This is a genomic window from Micromonospora sp. SD12 (assembly GCF_052068495.1).
Lineage (GTDB): Bacteria > Actinomycetota > Actinomycetes > Mycobacteriales > Micromonosporaceae > Micromonospora > Micromonospora echinofusca.
The window spans coordinates 159,000-183,387 of record NZ_JBQHDF010000004.1 but is presented as its reverse complement, the minus strand read 5'-3'; the positions used below and the strand labels follow the sequence as shown (position 1 = coordinate 183,387).

The window sequence follows — 24,388 nt, the reverse complement described above, 5'->3', positions numbered from 1 at the left end:
GTTCCCTCCCGCACCGGGTAGAACAGTCGTCATGGCCGAGCAGACCGAGACCGCGCCGGGCGCGCAGAAGTTCATCCCGGCGCGCGCCGACACCCTCGACGACCTGCGCGCCGCCGCCGCCGGCTGCCGGGGCTGCGAGCTCTACCGGGACGCGTCGCAGACCGTCTTCGGTCGCGGCGAGGCCGGCGCGCGGGTGGTCTTCGTGGGCGAGCAGCCCGGCGACCTGGAGGACCAGAAGGGCCTGCCGTTCGTCGGCCCCGCCGGCCGGCTGCTGCGCAAGGCGGTCGACGACGCCCGGCTCGACCCCGGCCACATCTACCTCACCAACGCGGTGAAGCACTTCCGCTTCGAGCTGCGCGGCAGGCGACGCATCCACCAGACCCCGGACCGGGTGCACGTCACCGCCTGCCGGCCCTGGCTGGTGGCCGAGTTCGCCCAGCTCCGCCCTGAGATCGTGGTGGTGCTGGGCGCCACCGCCGCCAAGGCCCTGCTCGGCCCGACGTTCCGGGTCACCCGCCAGCGCGGCGAGCTGCTGCCCTGGCCGGAGTCGGCCCAGCACCCGGAGGACTTCCGGCGGGTGCCGGTGGATTCCACGGGCGCCGTCGCGGACGCCCCGCCGGCCCGGCTGCTGGCCACCATCCACCCGTCCGCCGTGCTGCGCGCGGACGACCAGGACAAGGCGTACGAGGGGCTGGTCGCCGACCTCACCGTGGCCGCCCGCGCCCTCGCCGGCCGGTAGCGAGGCGTCGACCGCGCAGCAGGCTCTCGGCGGCCCGGGCTTCGGTCGATGCGAGGGCGCAGGCCCGCGCTGGGATTGCCGCGCCGGCCCTTTCGAGCTGAGTCGTTTGCGACATCAGGGCGTCCGGAGCGCTGATGCGTTTGTGACATCAGCTCCAAAGGACGCGCCCGGCCCACCCCGGTCGCTTCTTCGCCCGCTGAAGCCCGCGTCCCTGGCTCAGCGGCACGACCGGCCAGCATCGGCGGGCGCGGGGGAGTGCCTGCGGAGGCGACCGGGTACCGCTCCGGGCATGTCCCCCCGCCGCACCCGCCGTCCGCCACTGATCCGGCTGGGCGCGCCCGGCCCGTACGTGCTGGCCGCCGCGCTCGCCACCGTCGCCTGGTTCGTGGCGCGGCTGCTCGATGGCTCCGGTCGTTCCCCGGCGGAGGCCCTGCTCGGCGCGGGGGTGGGCGGCGTGCCCTGGGGGCTGTTCCCGTTGGCCCTCGGCTGGGTCGTGCGGGCCGACCGTGATCCGGCGTGGGAGGCGGCCCGCCGCGCGCTGCATCGGGGCCAGCTCCCGGCCGACGAGCAGGCCCGGGCGGCTACGGTCGACCACCTGCCCGTGGCCCGGCGCGGGGCGGTGCTCGGCCTGGCAGGCGGCGTCGCGCTCTTCGGCGGGCTGGCCGCGCTCGCGGCGGCGCTCGACCGGCCGTTGACCGCCGGCCTGCTCGGCACCGTCCTCGCCGCCGTGCTCGGCGTCGCCGCCCTGACCCTGGCCAGGGTGCGCCGACTGGAACGCTCGCTCGGCGGCCCTGGGCAGGGCGGGTGAGCGGTGCCACACTTGCCGCCATGGAGCAGCATCTCTACGAGCGCGACCACGAGGAGTTCCGCGAGCTGTGCCGCGAGTTCCTGACCCGCGAGGCGGTGCCCCACCACGAGCGCTGGGAGGCCGACGGGATCGTCGACCGCGAGGTGTGGCGCCGCGCCGGGGCCGCCGGCCTGCTGGGCATGGACGTCGACACGGAGTACGGCGGCGGCGGGCAGCGCGACTTCCGGTTCAACGCCGTGCTGGACGAGGAGATCGTCGCCGCCGGCTGCACCGGGCTCGGCTTCGGCCTGCACAACGACGTGGTGGCGCCGTACCTGACCGAACTCACCACGGACGAGCAGCGCAAGCGCTGGCTGCCCGGGTTCTGCTCCGGCGACCTGGTCACCGCGATCGCGATGAGCGAGCCGGGCGCCGGCTCCGACCTGGCCGGCATCCGTACGAGCGCGGTCCGCGACGGCGACGGCTGGGTGCTCAACGGCCAGAAGACCTTCATCACCAACGGCGAGATGGCCGACCTGGTGGTCGTGGTCGTGCGTACCGCCCCGGACCAGGGCGCGCACGGGGTGAGCCTGATCGCCGTGGAGAGCGGTACGCCCGGCTTCTCCCGGGGCCGGCGGCTGGCCAAGGTCGGGCTCAAGGCCAACGACACCGCCGAGCTGTTCTTCGACGACTGCCGGGTGCCGGCGGAGAACCTGATCGGCACCGAGAACCACGGCTTCTACCACCTGATGGCCAACCTGCCCCGGGAGCGGCTCAGCATCGCCGTCGCCGCGGTGGCCGCCGCCGAGCGGCTGCTCGCCGTCACCCTCGACTACGCGCGTTCCCGGCAGGCGTTCGGCCGGCCGATCGGCGCGTTCCAGCACAACCGCTTCCTGCTCGCCGAGCTCGACACCGAGGTCACCATCGCCCGCACCTTCGTCAACCACTGCGTCGCGGAGTACGACGCCGGCCGGCTCTCGGTCACCGACGCGGCCAAGGCGAAGTGGTGGACCACCGAGTTGCAGAACCGGGTCGCCGACCGCTGCGTGCAGCTGCACGGCGGCTACGGCTACATGCTGGAGTACCCGGTGGCGAAGGCCTGGCTGGACGGGCGGGTGCAGACCATCTACGGCGGCACCACCGAGATCATGAAGGAGATCATCGGTCGGGGCCTCGGGCTGTAGCGTCAACCGGCTGCCGGGCGGCGGGGCTGGTGCGCAAGGATGAGATGGCATCTCGCCCCTTACCCCGAAGGAGCCGCCATGGCCACCGACCTCGCCGCGCCGCTCGCCGCGCCCGACGTCGCGGCCATCCAGCGGCGTACCCTGCGGCTGCTCTTCGTCACCCAGATCATCGGCGGGATCGGGGTGACCATCGGCGTCGCCGTCGGGGCGCTGCTCGCCTCCGACATCGCCGGCACCGCCGTGGCGGGCCTGGTCAGCAGCGCCGCCGTCGTGGGCGGGGCGTTGCTCGCCGTGCCGGTCACCCGGATCATGACCGTCCGTGGCCGGCGGCCCGGCCTGGTCGTGGCGTACCTGACCGGCGCGGCCGGCGGCGCTCTGGTGGTGCTCGCCGCGGTGACCCGCTGGGTCCCGCTGCTCTTCCTCGGCATGCTCCTGTTCGGCGGCGGCAGCGCGGCCAACCTCCAGGCCCGCTACACGGCGGTGGACCTGGCCGAGCCGGTGCGCCGGGGCCGCCAGCTCTCGTTGATCGTCTGGGCCACCACCCTCGGCGCGGTCGCCGCGCCGAACTTCGCCTCGCTCGCCGACCGCACCACCAGCGGCTGGGGGCTGCCGACGCTGGCCGGTCCGTTCGCGTTCAGCGCCGTCGCGCTCGTGCTGGCCGCCGGGGCGATCCTGGCGCTGCTGCGGCCGGACCCGCTGCTTACGGCGCGCCGGCTGGCGGCGACCGGCACCCCGGCGACCCCCGTCGTCGTGCCGGCGCCGACCGCCCGGGGCGGTGCGGGCATGCGGGCCGCCTGGGCGGTGGTACGCGCGCGGCCGGCCGCCCGGCTCGGCATCGTCGCGGTGGCGGTCGGCCACCTGGTCATGGTCGCGGTGATGGTGATGACCCCGGTGCGCCTGCACGAGTGGCACGACGACGCCGACGTGCTGCGGGTGGTCGGTCTCGTGCTGAGCCTGCACATCGCCGGCATGTACGCGCTGGCCCCGGTGGCGGGCTGGCTCACCGACCGGGTCGGTCGCCGGGCGGTGATCCTCGGCGGCGTCGGGCTGCTGCTCGCGGCGTGCGTGGTCGCCGGCACGGCCGGGCACCACACGGCCTGGCTCTCGGTCGGGTTGTTCCTGCTCGGCCTGGGCTGGTCGGGGACCATGGTCGCGGGCTCGACGCTGCTGTCGGAGTCGGTGCCGGTGGGGATCCGGCCGAGCGTGCAGGGGCTCTCCGACCTGACCATGGGCCTGGCCGGCGCCGCCGCCGGGGCGGTCAGCGGGTTTGTCGTGGAGGCGGCCGGTTACCCGGTGCTCACCGGACTCGCGGCGGTCGCGGTGGTGCCCCTGGTGACGCTAGCGTTGCGGCCGGTGCCGGTGGGGGCACCGGACGAGGAGGACTGATCACGTGCGGCTGACCGACTTCTGGTCCCGGCTGGAGGAGGCCTTCGGGCCCGGCTACGCGGGCAGCATCGCCCGCGACCAGGTCCTCTCGCAGCTCGGTGGGCGGACCATCGAGCAGGCCCTGGCGTCGGGTGAGCAGGCCCACGTGGTGTGGCGGGCGGTCTGCGCCGCCTATCCCGACCGGGTGCCCGCTCGACTACGCTGAGCAGCCGTTTCGCGGCTTCCGCGTGTCGCTTGCCGACTCGTACACCTGTTCGGCTATTGTCCACAGCGGGGTGCTCGTCCACAGCTCACGGCCGGTCGGCTGGTTTTCTGTCGGACCCAGCGCCTAGCGTGTCCGCGTGACGCGAAGCTCAGGAAAGACGCCGGCGAAGGCAGGGGTGGCAAACATGGCCGCAGGGCCCGATCGGGAGAAGGCACTCGACCTTGCTCTCGCTCAGATCGACAAGCAGTTCGGCAAGGGTTCGGTGATGCGGCTGGGAGAGCGGCCGGTCGTCCAGACCTCGGTGATTCCGACGGGTTCGATCGCGCTCGACGTGGCGCTCGGCGTGGGCGGTCTGCCCCGGGGCCGGGTCGTCGAGATCTACGGTCCGGAGTCCAGCGGTAAGACCACGGTGGCCCTGCACGCGGTGGCCAACGCCCAGCGGGCCGGCGGCATCGCCGCCTTCGTCGACGCCGAGCACGCGCTCGACCCGGAGTACGCCAAGGCCCTCGGTGTCGACACCGACGCCCTGCTGGTCTCCCAGCCGGACACCGGCGAGCAGGCGCTGGAGATCACGGACATGCTGGTCCGCTCCGGCGCGATCGACATCATCGTCATCGACTCGGTGGCCGCGCTGGTGCCGCGCGCCGAGATCGAGGGCGAGATGGGTGACAGCCACGTGGGTCTCCAGGCCCGGCTGATGAGCCAGGCGCTGCGGAAGATCACCGGTGTGCTCAACAACACCGGCACCACGGCGATCTTCATCAACCAGCTCCGCGAGAAGATCGGCGTGATGTTCGGCAGCCCCGAGACCACCACGGGTGGCCGGGCGCTGAAGTTCTACGCCTCGGTCCGGCTCGACGTGCGCCGCATCGAGAGCCTCAAGGACGGCACCGACGTGGTCGGCAACCGCACCCGGGTCAAGGTCGTGAAGAACAAGGTCGCCGCGCCGTTCAAGCAGGCCGAGTTCGACATCATGTACGGCAAGGGCATCTCCCGCGAGGGCTCGCTGATCGACGTCGGCGTCGAGCAGGCGATCATCCGCAAGTCCGGCGCCTGGTACACCTACGACGGCGACCAGCTGGGCCAGGGCAAGGAGAAGGCCCGCGAGTTCCTCCGGGAGAACCCGGACGTGGCCGCCGAGATCGAGAAGAAGATCCTGGAGAAGCTCGGCGTCGGGGTCGGTGCGGGTGACGCCGCCGGCGGCCCGGAGCTGCCGCCGGTCGACTTCTGACCGGTCCCTGACCTGTGGCAGGAAGACGCGCCCGCACCGGGCGGGGCTGGGATGCCAGTCCCGCCCGCGCGGGTGACGACGACACGCCCCGGCCCCGCCGGGCCCGGCGCGGCCGGACCGGCGACACCGACCCCGAGGCGCCCTCGACCCCGCCGCGCGACGAGGCCGAGCTGGCACGGGAGATCTGCCTGCGCCAGCTCGCCGTCCGACCCCGCACCCGGGCCGAGTTGGCCGGGGCGCTGGCGAAGCGGGGCGTCTCCGACGAGGTCTCGGCGGAGGTGCTCGACCGCTACGACGAGGTCGGCATCATCGACGACGCCGCGTTCGCCCGGGCCTGGGTGGCCAGCCGGCACTCCGGCCGGGGCCTGGCCCGCCGGGCGCTGGCCAACGAGCTGCGCCAGCGCGGGGTGGACGGCGAGGTCGCGAGCGAGGCCCTCGGCGAGCTGGACGAGGAGACCGAGGCCGAGACCGCCCGCGTCCTGGTCGAGCGGAAGCTGCGCACCGCCCGGGGCGAGCCGGACGCCGTCTTCCGGCGGCTGGTGGCCATGCTGGCCCGCAAGGGCTACCCGCCGGGCGTGGCGATCCGGGCGGTGAAGGACGCGCTCGCCGCACAGAGCGCCGAGGCGGCCGACTTCGCCGAGCAGATCGACGCCGACGCGCTCGCCGACGCCGAGGGCGAGCTGGACCGCGACAGCCGCCCCCTCGGTTGAGCGGGGCGGCGGGCGTGTGGTGCCGAGCCCGCTGAGCCCGGCGACGGCGGAGGGGAGACTTCGATGCTGAAGGCGTGTCTCAACGGGGCCCGCACCCGTGCCGAGCACCCGGCGGTGCCGGTCACCCCGGCGGAGCTGGCGGCCGACGCGGCCCGTTGCGCCGGCCTCGGCGCCGACGCGGTCCACGTGCACCCCCGGGACGCCGACGGCCGGGAGTCCCTGCACCCGTCGGTGATCGCCGCCGCGCTGGAGGCGATCCGGGCCGCCCGGCCGGGGCTGCCCGTCGGGGTGAGCACGGGGGCCTGGATCGAGCCGGAGCCGGCCGCCCGGGTGGCCGCCGTCCGGGCCTGGACGGCGCTGCCCGACTTCGCCTCGGTCAACGCGCACGAGCCGGGCGCGGAGGCGGTGGCGCAGGCGCTGCACGAGCGGGGCGTCATGGTCGAGGCGGGGCTTTGGACGCTGGACGCCGTCGCCGCGTACGCGCGGTGGCGGGTGCCGGCCGGGCGGATCCTGATCGAGTGCATGGCCGAGGACCCGGCCGTGGCGCTGGCGGACGCCGCCGCGATGCTGGCGGCGCTGCCTTCCGCGCCCGGGGGTCCGCGGGTCCTGCTGCACGCCGAGGGGCCGGCGACCTGGTCGGTGCTGACCGAGGCGGTACGCCGGGGCCTGCACAGCCGCGTCGGGCTCGAGGACACGCTGTCGCTGCCCGACGGCTCGACCGCCCCCGACAACGCCGCCCTGGTGACGGCGGCCCTGACGGCGGGTGCCCGCTGACCCCTTCCAGCCGGCTCGGCGCCGTGAGGTGAGGGGCGGGGACCGGTGGGTGTGTCGGCGCGGATACGTGCGTCACAGTCCGTCACAGGGGCCTCGGCGGGTGCGGACGCGGCCGCGCCCGGCTGAGCTGGGCCGACGTGCCGCGCGAGCTGACCGGCTGCCGTTTTGTCCGCCCGTGTCCGGGCGTGCATCAGCGTTGCGTGACGCGGCAACTTCTCTCCGTTCGGGGGGTTTGATCATGAGTTCTTGACCGGAGCACCCCGGGAGACCTAGCCTCGCCATACAGGCTCACATTGCCCGACCAAGCGCAGGCTAAGCGCACAACATAGATCGCGTAACGGAACAGCATCACTTTGACCGATCCGATCGGTCATCGGCGACAGCTCGGACTGGCCGGTCCGACGCTGGCGCGACAACTGCACCCGGCCGTCGGCGATGCTCCCGTGCGGGCACCGTCGACGGAAGCTACCCCACGGCCAGTCGCTCCGGTCGGGCGTCCACAGCCGCAGGGTGCGTGCCCATCGGCACGGTCGCTGCGGTCCCGACGTTCAGGGGAGGCGGCCATGGCGAGGCGGCGCAGTTGCATCGGGGTGCCGACATGAGCGGGCCGGTCGCCGGGCAGGAGCCCGCGCCCGTCGGGGCACCCCGCGCGCCTCGGCCTTCCGGGCCGCTTCGCGGCCCTTCCGCTTCAGCCGCGTCGCGGGACGGGGCGCCGGCATGAGCGGGTTCGACGTCGTGATCCTGGCCGTGGTGCTGGTCCTGACCGTGGTCGTGCTCGGGGCGGTGCTGCTCGGCGTACGGGCGCTGCGCCGCTTCGGTGCGGCGCCGGCACCGGAGGATCCCGCCTTCATCGCCGAGAAGGACCGGCAGGAGCAGTCCCTCGCGGCCCTGCGTACCGCCGCCGACGAGGCCAACAGCACGATCGACGTGGCGAAGTCCGCCGCCGCGGCGGCGCGCGCCGAGGCCGCCGCCGCGAAGGCCGAGGCCAAGGCGGCCCGGGCGGAGGCGCGCCGGGTGCTCGACGACGCCCGGGCGGAGGCCGACACCGTCCTGGAACGGGCCCACAAGCAGGCCGAGGCCGACGCGGAGCAGCTGCGGGCCACCGCCCGCCGCAGCGGCGAGCGGGAGGTCGCGGTGCTCGCCGCCACCACCCGGGAGCAGGCCGCCGAGGTGGAGCGGCGGGCCGCCCGGATGGACGAGCGCGAGCGGCTGCACACCGAGGAGGTGGAGCGCCTCGCCGAGCGGGAACGGCAGCTCACCGCCGCCAGCGCGGCCCTGTCGGCCCGGGAGGCCGCGCTCGCCGAGCGCGAGGCCGAGCTCGCCGAGGCGGAGGAGCAGCGGCGCCGCGAGCTGGAGCGGATCGCCGGCCTGACCGCCGACGCGGCCCGGGCCGAGCTGATCGAGGCGATCGAGGTCCAGGCCAAGCGGGAGGCCGCGCTGCTGGTCCGCGACATCGAGTCCGACGCGCGCGGCACCGCCGAGCAGCGCGCCCGGCACATCGTCGTCGACGCCATCCAGCGGGTCGCCAGCGAGCAGACCGCGGAGAGCGTGGTCAGCGTCCTGCACCTGCCCGGCGACGAGATGAAGGGGCGGATCATCGGTCGCGAGGGCCGCAACATCCGCGCCTTCGAGTCGGTCACCGGCGTCAACCTGATCATCGACGACACCCCCGAGGCGGTGCTGCTCTCCTGCTTCGACCCGGTGCGCCGGGAGGTCGGCCGGCTGACGCTGGAGAAGCTGGTCCTGGACGGGCGGATCCACCCGCACCGCATCGAGGAGGTCTACGACCAGGCCCGCCACGAGGTGGACCAGCTGTGCCAGCGGGCCGCCGAGGACGCCCTGGTCGAGGTCGGGATCACCGAGATCCACCCGGAGCTGGTCACCCTGCTGGGGCGGTTGCGCTACCGGACGTCGTACGGGCAGAACGTGCTCAAGCACCTGGTGGAGACCGCGCACATCGCCGGCATCATGGCCGCCGAGCTGCGGCTCGACGTGCCGATCATCAAGCGTTCGGCGTTCCTGCACGACATCGGCAAGGCGCTCACGCACGAGGTGGAGGGCAGCCACGCCATCATCGGCGCCGACCTGGCCCGCAAGTACGGCGAGAGCGAGGACGTCGTCCACGCCATCGAGGCGCACCACAACGAGGTGCCGCCGCAGACCATCGAGGCCGTCCTGACCCAGGCGTCCGACGCCTGCTCCGGCGGCCGGCCGGGGGCTCGGCGGGAGAGCCTGGAGGCGTACGTCAAGCGGCTGGAGCGGATCGAGGAGATCGCGGCCGGCAAGCTCGGCGTGGAGAAGGTCTTCGCCATGCAGGCCGGCCGGGAGATCCGGGTGATGGTCAAGCCGGACGACGTCGACGACATCGGCGCCGCCGTGCTGGCCCGGGACGTGGCCAAGCAGATCGAGGAGGAGCTGACCTATCCGGGTCAGATCCGGGTCACCGTGGTCCGCGAGTCCCGGGTGACCGAGATCGCCCGCTGACGGCGTCGACACGAAGGGCCGGCCCGATCATCGGGCCGGCCCTTCGTCGTCAGGTGTGGATCAGGCGCCGCCGGTGCCCTCCGCCTGCGCGCTGAGCGCGGCTGGGGGCGGGTTCTGGGCCGGGGTGCCGGCGGTCTTGCGGCCCCGGGAGAGCCGGCGCTGCACGTACTGGGCCAGCTTCGACAGCGCGTAGTTCACCACGATGAACATGACCGCGATCACGACGTAGACCTGGATCGGGTTGTCCAGTACGCCGATGATCTGCTTGCCGATGTTCAGGGTCTCCTCGTAGCTGATGATGAAGCCGAGCGAGGTGTCCTTGAGCACCACGACGAGCTGGCTGATCAGCGCCGGCAGCATGATCCGGAACGCCTGCGGCAGCAGGATCATCCGGGTGGTCTGCGCCGGGGAGAGCCCGATCGCGGCTGCGGCCTCGGCCTGCCCGCCGGGCAGGCCCTCCATGCCGGAGCGGAGGATCTCGGCGATCACCACGGAGTTGTAGATGGTCAGGCCGATGACCAGGTACCACAGCGTGTCGAACGAGACGCCGAACTCGGGGAAGCCCCGGGCCACGAAGAAGATCGTGATGACCACGGGCAGGCCCCGGAAGACCTCGACGCAGACCCGGGTGACCGCCGACAGCAGCGTGCTCAGCCCGCGCAGCAGGTACGACAGCGGCGTGGCGAGCCCGGTGAACCGGCGCCGGGTCAGGCTCTTGAGCTGGATCCGCAGCACCGCGAGCAGGGTGCCGACCACCAGCGAGGAGACGATCGCCAGCGCGGCGGCGGTCAGGGTGTTCTTGAAGCCGAGGCCGATGCGGTCCCACACCAGCGAGAAGTTCTCGTTGGAGGGGTCGATCAGCGGCCCCCACAGCTCCATCGAGAACTGGCCCTTGTCGTCCAGCGGACGGTAGATCAGGAAGTACGCGGCGACGAGCAGCAGCACCGTCGCCACCACGCTGCCGATCAGCGTGAGCCGGCGCTGCCGGGGGCCGGGGACGTCGTAGAGGACGCTCTGCTGGCTCATCGGGCCACCGCCTGCCGCTTCTCGACCCGGTCGAGGAGCGCACCGAGGGGGACGGTCATGATCAGGTATCCGATCGAGATGCCGATGGCGACGGGGACGAAGGCGTAGCCCTCGGCCGAGGTGAGCTGGTCGGCGGTCTGCGAGAGGTCGCCGACGACGCCGAAGAAGCCGACCAGGGCCGAGTTCTTGATCATCGCGATGATCACCGAGCCGAGCGGCACCACCGAGGCCTTCCAGGACTGCGGCAGGACCACGTACCGCAGGTTCTGCCCGAAGGTCAGCCCCAGCGACCGGGCGGCCTCCGCCTGACCGGCGGGCACGGCGTTCACCCCGGAGCGCAGCGCCTCGCAGACGAACGCGGCGGTGTAGAGCACCAGCGCGACCAGCGCGAAGCGGAAGTACGGCAGATCCGTGCCGAGCCGGCTGAACAACGAGTCGAGCACCGGGATCCGCAGGAAGTCGGCGTTGGAGCCGAGCGCCGGCAGGCCGAACGCGGCGAAGAACATCACCACGGTCAGCGGCATGTTGCGGAAGACGTTGACGTAGCCGGTACCGACCGCGCGCAGCGGCGGCACCGGGGAGATCCGCAGCACCGCCAGGACGGCGCCCAGGATCAGGGCGCCGACCGCGGCGAGTACGCAGATCTGGAGGGTGAGCCAGAAACCACCCGCGAAGACGTCGAACTTGTCGATGAGCACACTCACGGGCCGGTCTTCCTCCCCACCCTCCAGATCAACGGATCAGATCAGTAGCGGTTGACGGTCGGCGCGGAACCCAGCTCGGCACCGAACTTGCCGGCGGTGTCGTCCCAGGCCTTCTTCCAGCTGCCGTCGGCGAACGCCTTCTCCAGCGTGTCGTTGACGAAGTTGCGGAAGTCGGTGTCCTCCTTCTTCACCCCGAGGCCGTACGGCTCCTTGGTGAAGTTCTCGCCGGCCAGCTTGAACGACGCCTCGTCCTTGGCGATGTAGCCGAGCAGGATCACGTTGTCCGTGGTGACGGCGTCGACCTGGCCGCCCTTGAGGGCGTCGCGGCACTTGTCGTAGGTGTCGAAGAGCACCAGCTGGGTGGCGACGTCCTTGACGTACTTCTTGATCTCCTCGGCCGGCGTGGAGCCGGTGACCGAGCAGACCTTCTTGGCGCCGTCCTTGAACGAGTCCGGCCCGGTGATGGTGGTGTCGTCCTTCTTCACCATGATGTTCTGGCCGGCCTCGTAGTAGGGCCCGGCGAACGCGATGCGCTCCTTGCGCTTGTCGTTGATCGTGTAGGTGGCGGCGACCAGGTCGACGGTGCCGTTCACGATCACGTCCTCGCGGACCTTCGAGGGGGCCTCGACCCACTCGATCTTGTCCTCGGGGATGCCCAGCTCCTTGACGATGATCTTCGCGACCTCGACGTCGAAGCCCTCCGGCTTGCCCGACAGGCCCTTCTGGCCGAAGCCGGGCTGGTCGAACTTGGTGCCGATCTTGATGGCCTGGGCCTTGTTCAGGCGCTCCATCGTGCTGCCGGCGGCGAAGGACTTGCTGCCGGCGCCGGTGCCCTCGTCGGCGTCGTCGCCACCGCAGGCGGTCATGCCGAGCGCCAGGGTGGCGGCCGCCGCGAGCGCCGCTACGCGCGTGATACGCATGTTGATCTCCTTTGTGGACGGAACCGCCGGGGGACGGCGCGCTCCAGGTATGGACGCCTAGTGCGTGAGGATCTTGGAGAGGAAGTCCTTGGCCCGCTCGCTGCGCGGGTTGGCGAAGAACTCGGCCGGCGGCGCGTCCTCGACCAGCTGGCCGTCGGCCATGAAGATGACGCGGTTCGCCGCGTGCCGGGCGAAGCCCATCTCGTGGGTGACCACGACCATGGTCATGCCCTCGCTGGCCAGGGACGTCATCACGTCCAGCACCTCGCCGACCATCTCCGGGTCCAGCGCGCTGGTCGGCTCGTCGAAGAGCATCGCCTTGGGCTGCATGGCCAGGGCCCGGGCGATCGCCACCCGCTGCTGCTGGCCACCGGAGAGCTGGGCCGGGAACTTGTCGGCCTGGTTGGCGATGCCCACCCGGTCGAGCAGGGCCAGGCCGCGCTCACGAGCCGCCGCCGGCTTCTCCTTGCGGACCTTGACCGGCCCGAGGGTGACGTTCTCGAGGATCGTCTTGTGCGCGAAGAGGTTGAACGACTGGAACACCATGCCGACCTCGCTGCGCAGCTTCGCCAGCGCCTTGCCCTCGGCCGGCAGCGGCTGCCCGTCGAAGGTGATCGTGCCGGAGTTGATCGGTTCGAGGCGGTTGATCGTGCGGCACAGCGTCGACTTGCCGGAGCCCGACGGGCCGATCACGACGACCACCTCGCCGCGCCCGACCGACAGCGAGACGTCGTCCAGCACGTGCAGCGGCCCGAACCACTTGTTGACCGAGTCCAGCACGATGAGCGGTTCGCCCGTCGTCACGTCGTTCACCGTCCCTGTCGTCGCGCGGGGTCGGACGACCCCCGGTTGGGCAACTGTAGGCGGGGGGATGTGGCGGTACGCAACTCAGTTGGTCACGGAGCGATAACACCAGTTCGGATGGGGGTCAAGAGTCCGATTTTGACCGCGCCGCGGCCCGCCTGCGATGGCGGGGGAGGGGCGGTGCGGAGATCATGTGGGGATGACGGAACCGGTACGGCTGACCCGGTACGCCCGGGGTGGCGGCTGCGCGTGCAAGATCCCCCCGGGTGAGCTGGAGGCCATGGTCGCCGGGCTCGGCCCGGCCACCGGCACCGCCGAGCTGCTCGTCGGGCTCGACCACGGCGACGACGCCGCGGTGGTCCGGCTCGACGAGCGCACGGGCCTGGTCACCACCGCCGACTTCTTCACCCCGGTCGTCGACGACGCGTACGACTGGGGGCGCATCGCCGCGACCAACGCCCTCTCGGACGTGTACGCCATGGGCGGGACCCCCCTCGTCGCGCTGAACCTGCTCTGCTGGCCGCGCGACGTGCTGCCGCTGGAGCTGGCCCGGGAGGTGCTGCGCGGCGGGCAGGACGTGGCCCGCGACGCCGGCTGCCACCTCGCCGGCGGGCACAGCGTCGACGATGAGGGCCCCAAGTACGGCCTGGCCGTCACCGGGGTGGTCCGGCCGGAGGAGCTGATCACCCTGGACGCGGGCCGTGCGGGTCTGCCGCTGTCGCTGACCAAGCCGCTCGGCGTCGGGGTGCTCAACACCCGGCACAAGGCCACCGGCGAGAGCTTCCCCGAGGCGGTCGCGGCGATGACGACGCTCAACCGGGACGCGGCACGCGCGGCGGTGGCGGCCGGCGTGCGCTGCGGCACCGACGTGACGGGCTTCGGCCTGCTCGGGCACGCGTCCAAGCTGGCCCGGGCGAGCCGGCTGACGGTGGCGATCGACGCGGCCCGGGTGCCCTACCTGGCCGGCGCCCGGGAGGCGGTGCGCGACGGGCACGTCAGCGGCGGCAGCCGGCGCAACCTGGAGTGGGTCACGCCGTGGACCGACTTCGGCCGGGTGGCCGAGGAGGACCGGCTGCTGCTGGCCGACGCGCAGACCTCGGGCGGCCTGCTGGTCGCCGGCGAGCTGCCGGGCGCCACCGTGGTCGGCGAGCTGCTGCCGCCTGGGGAGCACCGCGTGGTCGTGCGCTGAGGACGGCCCCGCCCGGCTCCTGGCGGCGGCTTCGGCAACCGGATGACGCCCGCCCGTGTCGTCGGCTGCGGGGCGGTCTTCGGGGCCGGGGCGGAAGGATCTCTTCCGCCGGCGTGTGGCGTACGGAGCGGGCCACCGTACCCGATAAACTGTCACCTTCCCGCTACTCCGAGCAATGGCGCTCGAGGAAATTTTGCCCGGAATGGTCACAGACCGGTAACTTGCCCCCGGCTGAGGTCATATGCCCCCCACCATCGTCAGTAAGGCCCGATCCGGAGGCCGGTGGGACGAGCACAGCGAGGAGGCGGCATGACCGAGCTGTGGAACTGGAGAATCGAGCAGGTGCGGCCGGTGGAGGTCTACCCGGCACTGGCCGAGGCGCTCGGCCGGGTGGTGATGCCCCTGGCGGCGGCGGACCCCACCCGCCTGCCGACGTACGCGGTGATCTGCGACGTCTGGCAGGCGCCGGGCGAGTTCGCCACGATCGTGGACTGCTACGGGGTGCCCGAACGGCTCTCCGAGCATGGCAGCGTCGCCGCGCTGGCGCGGCTGCTGGACCGCAACTGCCTGCTGCGCGACGACACGCTCGACGCCGGGCGGCACCTGCTCGTCGCGCCCGACGGCACGATCCGGCCGGTGCACTTCGACGTCCGGGAGACCGACGACGGCGAACTGCTCACCAACCAGCGCCTGTGCACCGAGGCGGATCCCCGCTGTCGCGGCTGGTCGCAGTGCCACCGCTCGCGCTGGGCGCCGGACTCGGTGCTCCCGGCGCTCGCCGCCGCCTGACCCGCCGGTTGCCGTGGTGCCAGCAAGGCCCGGGGCCCGGCGGCGGGTCAGCTCGCCGGGCCGGCGGAGCGGCCGCCGCGTACCTCCAACTGGGCGAGCAGGGTCGCGGTGGCCGACGCGACCGCGGCGACCGCCGCGTCGAAGGCGGCGGCGTTGTGGGCGGCTGGCTTGCGGAAACCCGAGATCTTGCGGACGTACTGCAACGCCGCGGCGTCCACGTCGGCCAGGGTCACCTCCTCGGTGTACGGCTCACGCAGGGTCTTGATGCTCCGGCACACGGCTCCTCCTCGTTCGGGTTGGTCGGCGGGCGGCGGATACGCTGTCGGGGTCATGACTACCGCAGCGGCGAGCAGCCCGCGCACCTATCAGGTGCGCACCTACGGCTGCCAGATGAACGTGCACGACTCCGAGCGCATTTCCGGCCTGCTGGAGGGCGCGGGCTACGTGCGCGCCGCCGAGGCCGACGACAACCCGGACGTGGTGGTGTTCAACACCTGCGCCGTCCGGGAGAACGCCGACAACCGGCTCTACGGCAACCTCGGTCACCTGCGCCCCGTCAAGGCCAAGCACCCGCAGATGCAGATCGCCGTGGGCGGCTGTCTCGCCCAGAAGGACCGGGGCGAGATCGTCCGCAAGGCGCCCTGGGTCGACGTGGTGTTCGGCACGCACAACATCGGGTCGCTGCCGGTGCTGCTGGAACGGGCCCGGCACAACGCGGCGGCCGAGGTGGAGATCCTCGAGTCCCTCGACGTCTTCCCCTCGACGCTGCCCACCCGGCGCGAGTCCACGTACGCGGGCTGGGTGTCGATCTCCGTCGGCTGCAACAACACCTGCACGTTCTGCATCGTGCCCTCTCTGCGGGGCAAGGAGAAGGACCGCCGCCCCGGCGACATCCTCTCCGAGGTCCGCGCGCTCGTCGACGAGGGCGTGCTGGAGGTGACCCTGCTCGGGCAGAACGTCAACTCCTACGGCGTCGAGTTCGGCGACCGGCTGGCCTTCGGCAAGCTGCTGCGCGCCTGCGGCGACGTCGAGGGGCTGGAGCGGGTGCGGTTCACCAGCCCGCACCCGAAGGACTTCACCGACGACGTGATCGCCGCGATGGCCGAGACCCCCAACGTCTGCCACTCGCTGCACATGCCGCTGCAGTCCGGCTCCGACGACGTGCTGCGGGCCATGCGCCGCTCCTACCGGGCCGAGCGCTACCTGGGCATCATCTCGAAGGTCCGGGCGGCGATGCCGGACGCGGCGATCACCACCGACATCATCGTCGGCTTCCCCGGCGAGACCGAGGCCGACTTCGAGCGCACCCTCGACGTGGTCCGCGAGGCCCGCTTCTCGTCGGCGTTCACCTTCCAGTACTCCAAGCGCCCCGGCACGCCGGCCGCCACGATGGACGGCCAACTGCCCAAGCAGGTCGTGCAGGAGCGCTACGAGCGGCTGATCGCCTGCGTCGAGGAGATCACCTGGGCGGAGAACAGGAAGCTCGTGGGGGAGACCGTCGAGGTGCTGGTCGCTGTCGGCGAGGGGCGCAAGGACGAGCGCACGGGCCGGATGTCCGGCCGCGCCCGCGACGGCCGCCTGGTCCACTTCGCCACCGGCGCGAACGGCCAGCGTGGCGACGCCGGGCTGATCCGTCCCGGCGACGTCGTGCACACCACCGTCACCTACGCCGCCCCGCACCACCTCAACGCCGACGGCGAGCCGCTGTCGCACCGGCGCACCCGGGCCGGCGACGCGGCCGAGGCGGGACGCGCCCCGCGTACGCCCGGGGTGCTGCTCGGGTTGCCAACGATCGGCGCGCCGGCCGCGTCGCCCGCGCCGACGACCGGCTGTGCCGCGCACTGACCCGCGACCGGCCGGGACCCGCCCGCGCGGGCCCCGGCCGGAGCGTCAGCGGCCGCCGTCCGGGCGACCGGAGGTGGAATCAGCAGGCGGCGCCGTTGAGCTTGACCGTGCCGGGCGCGGCGGACGAGCCGTTGGCGGTGAAGCCGACGGTCACCGAGGCGCCCGGTGCCAGCGCCCCCGCCCAGGTCGGGGCCGCCGCCGTCACCGTGGTGCCGGACTGGGTCACCGTGGCGTTCCAGCCGCTGGCCAGGCTCACTCCGGTCGGCCAACTCCAGGTGACCTGCCACGGGTTGACCGTCGCGGTGCCGGTGTTCGTCACCGTCAGCTCGCCCTGGAAGCCGCCCTGCCAGGCGTTGACCTGCCGGTACGCGGCCGTGCAGCCCCCGGTCGGCGACGGCGTCGAGGTCGGCGTCGCCGTCGGCGTCGGGCCGCCCCCGCCGCCGACCGGCGGGATCAGGTACGGCTGGAGGATGGCCTGCTTGGTGGTGTTGATGCTGGTCCAGTCGTCGAGCGCGATGCCGCCGGTGTCACCCGAGTTCGGGTTCCACGACCAGTACGTGAACGACATCCCGTCGAGCCCGGTGCCGGTGTAGGCCATCAGCTTCTCCAGCCACACCCGGTCCCGGGGATCGGCCAGGGTGCTGCCGAACTCGCCCATCATGATCGGCGCGATGTTCTGCTTGTGCAGGTAACCCCAGTACTTGTCCCAGATGCCCGGCAGGTTGTCCGGGAAGTCGGGGGACTTGAACCAGTTCTGCTCGAAGACCGAGGTGGCGTACTCGTGCGGCGAGTAGACCAGCCGGTTCGGCACGTCGAGCCGGACGGGGAAGTCCTTGGCCTTCGTCAGGTTGCCGCCCCACCAGCCGCAGTCCTCGTCGTTGCTCGGGTCGTTGTCCCAGACGTTGGAGAGGCCGCCGCTGGGGCAGCTCACCCCCTCCACGAAGATCAGCCAGTTCGGCTGCACCGACAGGATCGCGTTGCCGGCCCGCTCGGCGGCCAGCCGCCAGTCCCGGGCCGGATCGCCGCAGCCCCAGCACGCGCCGGTGGCCGCCGGGTTGGTGCCCTCGGCGTGCGGCTCGTTGTGCAGGTCCGCCCCGATCACGGTGGTGTTGCCCGCGTACCGCTGGGCGAGCATCTTCCAGTCGTTGATCCAGGTCGCCTCGGAGACCGTCGGGGTGTACCACAGCGGGGACTGGCCGGCCGACGTCGGCCGGTGCCGGTCCAGGATGACCCGCATCCCCTTGCCGCCGGCGTACCCGATGACCTTGTCGAGGATCTGCAACGGGGAGAGCCCGACCAGGTCCGGGTTGACGAAGTCGTTGATGCCGCTGGCCGTGGCGCCCGGCTTCAACGCGTCGTTCGAGTACGGCACGCGCAGCGTGTTGTAGCCGAGACTGGCCATCTTGTCGATCTGGCCCCGCCACGGGTTGGTGGACCACAGCCCGTGAAAGGTCTTGTTGTCGGTCTCCATGCCGAACCAGTTGATGCCGGTGATGCGTACCGTCGCGCCGGTGCTGTCGACGATCCTGTTGCCGTTGGTGTGCAGGTAGCCGGTGCCGGTGCCGGCGGGGGCGGCGACGGCCGGGGCGGTGCTGACGGCGGCGGCGACGAGGACGCCGGCCGCGGCGGTGGCGAGCGCGGTGATCGCGCCGCCGAGGGCGCTGCGTCGGTGCATACGAGCTCCACTTCGAACTGCCCGCCGCCGCCTGGGCGGCGCGGGCGGGAACCGGGCGACGTCCGTCGGGCTGCCCTCAGCGGTACGCGGACAGGGCGCGACGGGACGTGCCACGTGGGATGCGGCCGCTCGCGGGACCACCGGCGTCCCCCGACGACGCGGCGTGCGCCGTCGGCGCCCTCGCGCCGGTGCCGGACCTGGCTCCGCCGCTCATTCTGATCAGCCCGCCTCGATGCGTCAACCGCCCCGTCCCCGGGTGGACGGGCGACCACCGTGGCCGCACCCGCTGCCCGGGCAGTGGGCCGGACAGGCGGAAGCCCCGGTCCGTGGTGGACCGGGGCTTCCGTGGCGACTCGGTGCGTGGCGCTCGCCGGGCGCCCGGGCGCGAGGGCGGCGATCGCCAGCCGGGGCGTACGGCTCAGCCGGCCTGCTCGGCGAGCTGGAGGAACTGCCGCTTCGATGCCAGCGCCTGCTCGGCTTCCTTGACCCGCCGGGCGTCCCCGGCCGCCTGGGCCCGGGCCAGCCGCTCCTCGGCCTCGGCGACCTGCGCCCGCATCTGGGCGAGCAGGGGGTTGTCCTCCTTGGTGGTGCGCCGCCACGCGGAGTCCATCACCTCGCGGACCTTCTCGTCGACCGCGCGCAGCCGGCGCTCCAGCCCGGCCGCCGCCTCGCGGGGCACCCGACCGGCCTCGTGCCACTGGGCCTGGATCTCGCGCAGCTTGGCCTGTGCGCCCTTCGGGTCGCCGTCGACGTCCAGCGCCTCGGCCTCGGCGAGCAGCGCCTGCTTGCGCTCCAGGTTGCCGCGCTGCTCGTTGTCGCGGGCGGAGAAGACCTCGCTGCGCCGGGTGAAGAACTCGTCCTGCGCGCCCCGGAACCGTTCCCAGAGCTTCTGCTCCGCCTCCTTGGAGGCCCGTGGCGCGGCCTTCCACTGGTTCATCAGTTCCTTGAGCTGGTTGGCGGTGGCCGCCCAGTCGGTGGAGTCCTTGAGCTTCTCGGCCTCGGCGACCAGCTCCTCCTTGACCGTCTGCGCCTGCTTGCGCTGCGCGTCGAGGGAGGCGAAGTGGGCGCCCCGGCGGCGGGTGAAGCCGTCCCGCGCGGCGGCGAAGCGCTTCCACAGCTCGCCGTCGGTCTTCTTGTCGACCCCGCGGATGGTCTTCCACTCGTCGAGGATCTCCTTGAGCCGGTCCCCGGCGGTCTTCCAGCCGGTCGACTCGGCGGCGAGCTTCTCCGCCTCCTCCACGAGGGCCTGCTTGCGCGCGAGCGCCTCGCCACGGGCGGCCTCCCGGGCGGCCTTGGCCTCGCCGGCCTTCTCCTCGGCGACCGTGGCGAGCCGGTCCAGCCGGGCCGCCAGCGCGTCGATGTCGCCGACGACGTGCGCCTCGGCCAGCGACGCGCGGATCCGCCGGATGGTGGTCAGTGAATGGCCGGCGTCCGCGGCACCCGAGTTGAGCCGGGCCTCCGTCAGGTTGACCTCGGTCACCAGGTCGTCGAAGCGGCGGGCGAAGTGGGCCAGCCCCTCCTCGGGCGCTCCCGCCTGCCAGGATCCGACCACCCGCTCGCCGTCGGCGGTCTTGACGTACACGGTGCCGTCCGCGTCCACCCGTCCGAAGGCAGTCCAGTCGCTCATGTGCCCATCCTCGTTCTCCCGGCGTCGGGGAGCAGTCCCGCGATCGCCGCCACGGCGCAGCAAAGTTTCCCTCGGCATTGTCACAGGTGCGACCCCGTTCCCGTCGAGCGCCTATCGCCGACCGTGACCATACGGTGTCCTACCGCCCGCGGACGGGCTCCCTGGGGGGAGTGTCGCAATCCGCCGTGCGGCCTTTGCGACGTGCCGGGCGTTCCCGGGGCGGGTGCGGGGTGGTGGGCGCCGTCGTGCCGATACCGTTGCCTGGTGCCCCTGGTCGCCGCCGCCGTCTGCCCCCATCCGCCGCTGATCGTCCCCGAGTTGGCGGGCGCCGCCGCGCCCGAGCTGGACGAGCTCCGTGCCGCCTGCGACGCCGCGGTCGCCGGGCTGCTCGCCGCCGACCCCGAGGTGGTCGTCCTCGTCGGCGGCGGGCCGGAGACCATCCGCTTCAACGCGGCCGACCACGGCTCGCTGCGGTCGTACGGCCTCGACCGGCAGGTGCGGCTGTGGAAGGTGAACTGCGCCGGCGGCGAGCGGCTGCCGCTGAGCCTGACCATCGGCGCGTGGCTGCTCGGGCGCTCCCGCACCGAGCTGCCCCGGCTGGCCCGGTCCGTCGCGGCCGACGCCTCCCCGGCGCAGTGCGCCGAGCTGGGTGCGGCGCTCGGCGCGGCGACGGAGCCGCGCACCGCGCTGCTGGTGACGGGGGACGGGTCGGCCTGCCGGGGCCCGAAGTCGCCCGGCTACGACGATCCGCGCGCCGAGGCGTACGACGACGCGGTCGCCCGCGCCCTGGCCGACGCGGACGCCGAGGCCCTGCTCGACCTGGACCCGGTCCTGTCGGGGCAGCTGAAGGTCGCCGGGCGCGCGCCCTGGCAGGTGCTGGCCGGCGCGGTCCGCGCGACCGGCGGCGACTGGCGCGGCGAGCTGCGCCACTACTCGGCGCCCTACGGCGTCGCCTACCTCGTCTCCTCCTGGGCGCCGGCGTGACCGCCCGCCCGCCCGCCGGGACGGTCGTCGCCGTGGTCGGGCCGACGGCGGCCGGCAAGTCGGCGCTGAGCATCGCGCTCGCGCACGCCCTCGACGGCGAGGTCGTCAACGCCGACTCGATGCAGCTCTACCGGGGCATGGACATCGGCACCGCCAAACTCACCCCGGCCGAGCGCGAGGGGGTGCCGCACCACCTGCTGGACATCTGGGACGTCACCGAGCCGGCGAGCGTCGCGGAGTACCAGCGGCTGGCCCGCGCCGCCGTCGACGACGTCCTGGCCCGGGGCCGGGTGCCGCTGCTGGTCGGCGGCTCCGGGCTCTACGTGCGGGCGGTGCTGGAGCGCTTCGAGTTCCCCGGCACCGACCCGGCGGTGCGCGAGCGGCTGGAACGGGAACTCGCCGAGGTCGGCCCCGCGCCCCTGTACGCCCGGCTGCGCGAGGCCGACCCGGCCGCCGCGACGGGGATCCTGCCCGGCAACGGCCGGCGGATCGTGCGGGCCCTGGAGGTCATCGAGCTGACCGGGGCGCCGTTCACGGCCGCGCTGCCCGAACCCACCCCGTACTACCCGTCCGTGCAGCTCGGGGTGGACCTGGACACCGCGCTGCTGGACGAGCGGATCGCCCTGCGGGTGGACCGGATGTGGGCCGACGGGCTGGTCGCCGAGACCCGGGACCTCGTCGGGCGGGGCCTGCCCGAGGGGCGTACGGCCAGCCGCGCGCTCGGCTACCAGCAGGTGCTGCGTCTCCTGGCCGGGGAGCTGACGGAGGCCGGGGCGCACGACGAGACCGTGCGGGCCACCCGGCGCTTCGTGCGGCGGCAGCGCTCCTGGTTCCGGCGCGACCCGCGGATCCACTGGCTGGACTCGGCCGCGCCGGACCTGGTCCCCGCCGCCCTGCGCCTGCTGCCCGCCGGTGCGGGATGATGGGGGCGTGCAGTTCACCAAGGGCCACGGCACCGGCAACGACTTCGTCATCCTCCCCGATCCGGAGAACCGGCTCGACCTGACACCCGGGCTGGTCGCGGCCCTCTGCGACCGCCGGCGCGGGCTGGGCGGCGACGGCGTGCTGCGGGTGGTCCGGGCGGCCGCGCACCCGGAGGGCGCCGCGACAGCGGGCGAGGCCGAGTGGTTCATGGACTACTGGAACGCCGACGGGTCGTTCGCGGAGATGTGCGGCAACGGCGCCCGGGTCTTCGTCCGCTACCTGGTCGCCTCCGGGCTGGCCGAGCCGGCGGAGGGGGCGCTGCCCGTGGCGACCCGGGCCGGCGTCGTGCGCGCGCTGGTCACGGCCGACGCCATCGCCGTCGAGATGCGCCGCCCCCGGCTGTACGACACGGCGACGGCCACCCTCGGCGGGCTGACGCTGCCCGGTACGGCGGTGGACGTGGGCAACCCGCACCTGGTCTGCGCGCTGCCGGCCGGGCTGGAGCTGAGCGCGCTCGACCTCACCCGGGCCCCCGAGGTCGACGCGACGGTCTTCCCCGCCGGGGTGAACGTGGAGTTCACGGCGCCCGGCGAGCCCGTCGACGACACCGACGGCCACGTGCTCATGCGCGTGTACGAGCGCGGCTCCGCCGAGACCCTCTCCTGCGGTACGGGCGCCTGCGCGGTGGCCGCGGTGGCCCTGCGCGACGCCGGGCGGGACACCGGTGTACTGGCGGTGGACGTCCCGGGCGGACGCCTCTCGGTCACGGTGACGGAGGAGAGCTGCTGGCTGGCCGGCCCGGCCACCCTGGTAGCCACCGGCACCCTGGACCCCACCGCCCTGACGACCCCCTGACCCGTCCGGCCCTGACCCGCCCGGGCCTGACCCGGTCGTTCGTCAGGGGGTGGCGCTGGCTTCGGCGGCGATCTCGGGGAGGTCGGCGGGGCCCGGGTCGGCGGCGGGGGCCGGGGTCGGGTTCTGGGCGGCGGCGCGCACCGCGGCGGCGACCGCCGGGGAGACCCGGGAGTCGAAGACGCTGGGCACGATCACCGTCGGGTTGATCTTGTCCTCGCCGACCACGTCCGCGATGGCCCGGGCCGCCGCGATCGCCATCTCCTCGGTGAACTCCTCGGCGTGCGCGTCCAGCATGCCGCGGAAGACGCCCGGGAAGGCGAGCACGTTGTTGATCTGGTTCGGCTGGTCGGAGCGGCCGGTGGCGACCACGGCGGCGTACTTGCGCGCCTCCCGCGGGTCGACCTCCGGGTCCGGGTTGGCCAGCGCGAAGACGATCGAGTCCTTGGCCATCGTGGCGATGTCGTCGCCGGTGAGCAGGTTCGGCGCGCTGACCCCGATGAAGACGTCCGCGCCGCGTACCGCCCCGGCCAGGTCGCCGGAGTAGTTCTCCCGGTTGGTGTTCTCGGCCAGCCACTGCCACGCCGGGTTGAGCCCGCTCTGGCCGCGGTGCAGGGCGCCCTGGCGGTCGTACGCGATGATGTCGCCGACGCCCTGGCGCAGCAGCAGCTTCATGATCGCGGTGCCGGCCGCGCCCGCGCCCGAGACCACGACCCGGACGTCCGCGAGCTGCTTGCCCACGACGCGCAGCGCGTTGGTCAGCGCGGCCAGCACGCAGATCGCGGTGCCGTGCTGGTCGTCGTGGAAGACCGGGATGTCCAGCGCCTCGCGCAGCCGCGCCTCGATCTCGAAGCAGCGCGGCGCCGCGATGTCCTCGAGGTTGATCCCGCCGTACGCCGGGGCGATGGCCTTGACGATCTGCACGATCTCGTCGGTGTCCTGGGTGTCGAGCACCACCGGCCAGGCGTCCACCCCACCGAAGCGCTTGAACAGCGCCGCCTTGCCCTCCATCACCGGCAGCGACGCCGCCGGCCCGAGGTTGCCCAGGCCCAGCACGGCGGAGCCGTCGCTGACCACGGCGACGGTGTTGCGCTTTATGGTCAGCCGGCGGGCGTCGGCGGGGTTCTCGGCGATGGCCTGGCAGACCCGCGCCACCCCCGGGGTGTACGCCCGGGACAGCTCGTCACGGTTGCGCAGCGCCACCTTCGAGCTGACCTCGATCTTGCCGCCGAGGTGCAGCAGGAAGGTCCGGTCGGACACCTTGCGCACGTCCACGCCGTCCAGCGCGGTCAACGCGTCGACCACCTGGTCGGCGTGGCTGGCGTCGGCGGTGTCGCAGGTCAGGTCGACGAGCACGTGGGTCGGGTCGGAGTCCACCACGTCGAGGGCGGTGACGATCGCCCCGGCCTCACCCACGGAGGTGGTCAGCCGGCCGATCGAGGACGCGTCCGCCGGCACGGCGATCCGAATCGTGATCGAGAATCCGGCACTGGGAAGTCGGGTGATGGCCACGGGGTCCCTCCGTCGACGCTGAACGGCTCGCCCCGCA

Annotated in this window: 23 protein-coding genes; 15 read left to right on the top strand and 8 right to left on the bottom strand. The window is 73.3% G+C overall.

Annotated elements, in window-relative coordinates; translation table 11 throughout:
- Positions 1-31 precede the first annotated feature (31 nt).
- From ACTMS2_RS10750 to rny, 9 genes are all read left to right on the top strand, one after another.
- The gene (locus ACTMS2_RS10750) at positions 32-739 is read left to right on the top strand and encodes a UdgX family uracil-DNA binding protein (RefSeq protein WP_441175273.1); all 708 of its coding nucleotides are present in this window, start codon (positions 32-34) and stop codon (positions 737-739) included.
- Positions 740-1,028: 289 nt separating this feature from the next.
- Positions 1,029-1,547 carry a hypothetical protein gene (locus ACTMS2_RS10745; RefSeq protein WP_441175272.1) on the top strand — a complete coding sequence of 173 codons (519 nt, stop codon included), beginning with the start codon at positions 1,029-1,031 and terminating at the stop codon, positions 1,545-1,547.
- 20 nt (positions 1,548-1,567) lie between these two features.
- Positions 1,568-2,710, top strand: a complete 1,143-nt coding sequence (locus ACTMS2_RS10740) for an acyl-CoA dehydrogenase family protein (protein WP_089001438.1) — start codon at positions 1,568-1,570, stop codon at positions 2,708-2,710.
- Positions 2,711-2,788: 78 nt separating this feature from the next.
- Positions 2,789-4,096 carry an MFS transporter gene (locus ACTMS2_RS10735; RefSeq protein WP_441175271.1) on the top strand — a complete coding sequence of 436 codons (1,308 nt, stop codon included), beginning with the start codon at positions 2,789-2,791 and terminating at the stop codon, positions 4,094-4,096.
- Between the two features lie 4 nt (positions 4,097-4,100).
- Positions 4,101-4,301 carry a DUF3046 domain-containing protein gene (locus tag ACTMS2_RS10730; RefSeq protein WP_357087184.1) on the top strand — a complete coding sequence of 67 codons (201 nt, stop codon included), beginning with the start codon at positions 4,101-4,103 and terminating at the stop codon, positions 4,299-4,301.
- A 184-nt stretch (positions 4,302-4,485) separates the two neighbouring features.
- A complete protein-coding gene (gene recA, locus ACTMS2_RS10725; RefSeq protein WP_089001435.1) occupies positions 4,486-5,532 on the top strand; it encodes a recombinase RecA in 1,047 nt (348 codons plus the stop codon).
- A 14-nt stretch (positions 5,533-5,546) separates the two neighbouring features.
- Complete coding sequence (locus ACTMS2_RS10720; RefSeq protein WP_441175270.1) at positions 5,547-6,242, top strand: regulatory protein RecX; 696 nt, start codon at positions 5,547-5,549, stop codon at positions 6,240-6,242.
- 63 nt (positions 6,243-6,305) lie between these two features.
- The gene (locus tag ACTMS2_RS10715; RefSeq protein WP_441175269.1) at positions 6,306-7,016 is read left to right on the top strand and encodes a 3-keto-5-aminohexanoate cleavage protein; all 711 of its coding nucleotides are present in this window, start codon (positions 6,306-6,308) and stop codon (positions 7,014-7,016) included.
- Between the two features lie 717 nt (positions 7,017-7,733).
- Complete coding sequence (gene rny / locus ACTMS2_RS10710) at positions 7,734-9,500, top strand: ribonuclease Y (RefSeq protein ID WP_441175268.1); 1,767 nt, start codon at positions 7,734-7,736, stop codon at positions 9,498-9,500.
- 60 nt (positions 9,501-9,560) lie between these two features.
- Here the strand turns inward: rny and ACTMS2_RS10705 are convergent, their stop codons facing one another.
- Genes ACTMS2_RS10705 through ACTMS2_RS10690 form a run of 4 tightly spaced genes read right to left on the bottom strand, consistent with a single transcriptional unit; the run spans position 9,561 to position 12,963 of the window.
- Positions 9,561-10,526 (bottom strand): amino acid ABC transporter permease, encoded by a 966-nt coding sequence (locus ACTMS2_RS10705; protein ID WP_441175267.1) that lies wholly within the window; start codon positions 10,524-10,526, stop codon positions 9,561-9,563.
- Positions 10,523-11,230, bottom strand: coding sequence for an amino acid ABC transporter permease (locus ACTMS2_RS10700; RefSeq protein WP_441175266.1), 708 nt, complete (start codon positions 11,228-11,230; stop codon positions 10,523-10,525). The genes ACTMS2_RS10705 and ACTMS2_RS10700 overlap by 4 nt, the downstream gene beginning before the upstream one ends.
- A 41-nt stretch (positions 11,231-11,271) precedes the next feature.
- The gene (locus ACTMS2_RS10695; protein WP_089001429.1) at positions 11,272-12,150 is read right to left on the bottom strand and encodes a glutamate ABC transporter substrate-binding protein; all 879 of its coding nucleotides are present in this window, start codon (positions 12,148-12,150) and stop codon (positions 11,272-11,274) included.
- Between the two features lie 57 nt (positions 12,151-12,207).
- The gene (locus ACTMS2_RS10690) at positions 12,208-12,963 is read right to left on the bottom strand and encodes an amino acid ABC transporter ATP-binding protein (RefSeq protein ID WP_089001428.1); all 756 of its coding nucleotides are present in this window, start codon (positions 12,961-12,963) and stop codon (positions 12,208-12,210) included.
- A 184-nt stretch (positions 12,964-13,147) separates the two neighbouring features.
- Between ACTMS2_RS10690 and selD the strand changes: the two genes are divergently transcribed.
- Both selD and ACTMS2_RS10680 read left to right on the top strand, forming a co-directional pair.
- On the top strand, positions 13,148-14,143 hold the full coding sequence (gene selD, locus ACTMS2_RS10685; RefSeq protein WP_435871725.1) for a selenide, water dikinase SelD: 996 nt from the start codon (positions 13,148-13,150) through the stop codon (positions 14,141-14,143).
- 309 nt (positions 14,144-14,452) lie between these two features.
- On the top strand, positions 14,453-14,932 hold the full coding sequence (locus tag ACTMS2_RS10680; protein ID WP_441175265.1) for a hypothetical protein: 480 nt from the start codon (positions 14,453-14,455) through the stop codon (positions 14,930-14,932).
- A gap of 47 nt (positions 14,933-14,979) precedes the next feature.
- Here ACTMS2_RS10680 and ACTMS2_RS10675 read toward each other — a convergent pair whose 3' ends face one another.
- Positions 14,980-15,210, bottom strand: a complete 231-nt coding sequence (locus ACTMS2_RS10675; RefSeq protein WP_441175264.1) for a DUF2277 family protein — start codon at positions 15,208-15,210, stop codon at positions 14,980-14,982.
- Between the two features lie 52 nt (positions 15,211-15,262).
- Between ACTMS2_RS10675 and miaB the strand changes: the two genes are divergently transcribed.
- Positions 15,263-16,777, top strand: a complete 1,515-nt coding sequence (gene miaB, locus ACTMS2_RS10670) for a tRNA (N6-isopentenyl adenosine(37)-C2)-methylthiotransferase MiaB (RefSeq protein WP_441175263.1) — start codon at positions 15,263-15,265, stop codon at positions 16,775-16,777.
- Between the two features lie 79 nt (positions 16,778-16,856).
- Here the strand turns inward: miaB and ACTMS2_RS10665 are convergent, their stop codons facing one another.
- Both ACTMS2_RS10665 and ACTMS2_RS10660 read right to left on the bottom strand, forming a co-directional pair.
- Positions 16,857-18,452, bottom strand: a complete 1,596-nt coding sequence (locus ACTMS2_RS10665; protein WP_441175262.1) for a cellulase family glycosylhydrolase — start codon at positions 18,450-18,452, stop codon at positions 16,857-16,859.
- Between the two features lie 418 nt (positions 18,453-18,870).
- The gene (locus ACTMS2_RS10660) at positions 18,871-20,079 is read right to left on the bottom strand and encodes a DUF349 domain-containing protein (RefSeq protein ID WP_101414689.1); all 1,209 of its coding nucleotides are present in this window, start codon (positions 20,077-20,079) and stop codon (positions 18,871-18,873) included.
- A gap of 264 nt (positions 20,080-20,343) precedes the next feature.
- Here ACTMS2_RS10660 and ACTMS2_RS10655 point away from each other — a divergent pair, with 264 nt between their 5' ends.
- From ACTMS2_RS10655 to dapF, 3 genes are read left to right on the top strand one after another with little or no spacing between them, the layout of a single operon-like run.
- The gene (locus ACTMS2_RS10655; RefSeq protein ID WP_441175261.1) at positions 20,344-21,063 is read left to right on the top strand and encodes a hypothetical protein; all 720 of its coding nucleotides are present in this window, start codon (positions 20,344-20,346) and stop codon (positions 21,061-21,063) included.
- Positions 21,060-21,986, top strand: a complete 927-nt coding sequence (gene miaA / locus ACTMS2_RS10650; RefSeq protein ID WP_441175260.1) for a tRNA (adenosine(37)-N6)-dimethylallyltransferase MiaA — start codon at positions 21,060-21,062, stop codon at positions 21,984-21,986. The genes ACTMS2_RS10655 and miaA overlap by 4 nt, the downstream gene beginning before the upstream one ends.
- Before the next feature lie 7 nt (positions 21,987-21,993).
- Entirely contained in the window at positions 21,994-22,842 is an 849-nt protein-coding gene (gene dapF / locus ACTMS2_RS10645) for a diaminopimelate epimerase (RefSeq protein WP_441175259.1), read from the top strand.
- A gap of 42 nt (positions 22,843-22,884) precedes the next feature.
- Here dapF and ACTMS2_RS10640 read toward each other — a convergent pair whose 3' ends face one another.
- A complete protein-coding gene (locus tag ACTMS2_RS10640) occupies positions 22,885-24,351 on the bottom strand; it encodes an NAD-dependent malic enzyme (RefSeq protein WP_441175258.1) in 1,467 nt (488 codons plus the stop codon).
- Between the last annotated feature and the right edge of the window lie 37 nt (positions 24,352-24,388).